The following is a 2,467-nucleotide window of genomic DNA, read 5'->3' on the forward strand; positions in this document are numbered from 1 at the left end:
GTGGGCGCGGGAGGGGGTTCGGGGGCCGCCGTCGGTGGAGCGACGTCGCCCGCCGCGGCGCGGGCCTTCGCCGCCGCGGCCTCGGCGGCCGCGAGATCGGCGCGTGCGCGGGCCAGACGCAGCTCGGCCTCCGCGGCCTCTGCCTCGGCACGCAGCCGGACGACCTCCGGGTCGTCGGCGGAACCCGGAACGGACGGCGCGGTGTCGCTCATGTCGTCAGCCTAGGACGGGGCGGAGGAGGAGGCGTCCGGGACTCGTCGGCTCCGCCGGAGCGTCGCACGGTCGTCGTCCCGCGCACGGAGCCGCGAGAAGGCGACAGCCAGGACGAATGCCGCCCCCGCCCCCACGAGGGCGCCCCCGACGGTGTCCGAGAGCCAGTGGGCGTGCAGGTACGTACGGCTGAAGGCCATCAGAACGACCCACGCGGCGCCGGCGATGCGCACCCACAGCGTGGGGAAGACGATCGCGGCGACGACCGCGATGGTCGCCGCGTTCGCGGTATGACCCGAGGGGAAGGACCCGAAATCGGCCAGTACGAGGATGTCCTCGGGTCGCGCGCGACCGAAGGTCTGTTTCAGGACCTGGACGAGCGCGGCGCTCCCCGCGGACGCGGCGAGGAAGTACAGCACCATCCACCGGCGCCCGGAGAGGAACAGGGCGAGCGCCCCGCCGAGCGGAACGATGAGGATCGCGGTGACGTACCCGCCGATCTCGTTCATGACGTATGCGAAAGTGAGCACCGGCTGCACGGGGGCGGACGCGAACAGCTGGTTCCACCACACGTCGATCGCGAACGGGCTCGGGCCCCGGAAGTACACCCAGGCACCGAGTCCGCAGGCCAGGGCGATCATGACGAGGCCCGCGACCGCCCGCACGCGCTCCGAGCGCACCGTGACGAACGGCGGGGGTGCGGCATCCAGGTCCATCGACCCATGATGCCTGCTCACGGCGGCGAGGGGGAGCGCCCGAGTCGGCCGGGGCCCCTCTGCTACTGTTCCGCCGTCACGGAGCCAGACGCTCGACGGTGCGCGGGCGCACCAGCAGCCACAGCGCCAGCACACCGATGACGGCGCAGCCCACCATGACGGATGCCATCGTGGTCGCCGTGATCCCCGAGCCGGTGGCCAGGAGCCCGACGACGGGAGAGATGACACCGGCGATGCCGAAGTTCGCGGCACCGATGATCGACTGCGCCGTGCCCGCCGCCTTGCCGTGGCGGTCGAGGGCGAGCACCTGCGCGCACGGGAACGTGAACCCGCACGAGGTCATGAACAGGAAGAGCGGGATGACGGTTCCCCACAGCCCGAAGCCGAGCTGATCGAAGACGACGATCACCGTCGCCCAGAGCACGAGGGAGGCCGTCGAGAACGCCAGAACCCACTGCGGTCCGAACCGCGCGGCCAGACGCGAGGCGACCTGGACGCCGATGACCAGCCCGACGGAGTTGGCGGCGAACAGCACGCCGTACTGCTGCGCGTCGAAGCCGTAGCTCTGCTGGAACAGGAACGACGAGGCCGAGAGGTACGAGAACAGCCCGCTGAACGTCATCGCGCCGATCACGAGCACGCCGATGAACACGCGGTCACGGAAGACGCTCGCGTACCGCTGCCACACCGTGGTGGCCCCCTTGCCGCCGCGTCGAGCGGCGGGCAGCGTCTCGGGGAGGAAGACGATGGCGGAGACGAGCATGACCGTGCCGTAGGCCGCGAGTACCCAGAAGATCCCGCGCCACGGCATGACCGAGAGCAGCAGAGAGCCCGCGAGCGGCGCGAGCACCGGCGCGACGCCGGACACCAGCGCGAGGCGCGACAGCATGACGACCAGACGTCGACCCCCGAAGAGGTCGCGCACGATCGCCGCCGCCACGACACCGCCGGCGGCCGCCCCGGCGCCCATGAGGACGCGCGCGATCGACAGCGTCCCGAGCGTCGGAGCCAGCGCCGCGAAGATGCTCGCGGCGACGTGGAGCGCGGTGACGGACAGCAGCGGGATGCGACGGCCGACCTTGTCGCTCAGCGGGCCGACGATGAGCTGTCCGAGGGCGAAACCGATCATCGTGCCCGTCAGCGTCAGCTGGATGGCCGCGGCCGAGGTCTGGAAATCCGCCTCGAGCACGGGGAACGCGGGCAGGTAGAGGTCGATCGTGAACGGCCCGAGCGCGGTGAGCGCTCCGAGCAGCACGATGTACAGCACACGACGACGGGCAGGGATGCTGTCGCCCGGATGCAGCACGATCGGCGCCGTCGCCGGGTTGCTGCCGAGCGCGCGGATGGCTCCCGTCGCCGGTGCTTCGGCGCGGGCGGTCGGGGGGATCACGGGCTGGGAGGCGGTATCGAGCACGTCAGTCAGTTCGTTTCGCAACACGGACGGCCCGGTCGAGACCGGGCTGAGGAAATGTGGGGGGATCGTCGAACCTCGAATCGATTCGACATCGTCATACTAGCGCGCGGCCCCGGTTCCCCACCAT

The 2,467-nt window shown here is 71.3% G+C and carries 3 protein-coding genes; all 3 read right to left on the reverse strand.

Annotation, left to right across the window (positions count from 1 at the left end):
• A partial coding sequence (locus FE256_RS17760; protein WP_212743547.1) for a hypothetical protein occupies positions 1-212 on the reverse strand: 212 nt, incomplete at its 3' end.
• A 9-nt stretch (positions 213-221) separates the two neighbouring features.
• Positions 222-947, reverse strand: a complete 726-nt coding sequence (locus tag FE256_RS17765; RefSeq protein WP_252371086.1) for a phosphatase PAP2 family protein — start codon at positions 945-947, stop codon at positions 222-224.
• A gap of 55 nt (positions 948-1,002) precedes the next feature.
• A complete protein-coding gene (locus FE256_RS17770; protein WP_138178293.1) occupies positions 1,003-2,340 on the reverse strand; it encodes a multidrug effflux MFS transporter in 1,338 nt (445 codons plus the stop codon).
• Between the last annotated feature and the right edge of the window lie 127 nt (positions 2,341-2,467).

Source organism: Microbacterium sp. 5K110 (genome assembly GCF_005774735.1).
In the GTDB taxonomy this organism is placed as follows: Bacteria; Actinomycetota; Actinomycetes; order Actinomycetales; family Microbacteriaceae; genus Microbacterium.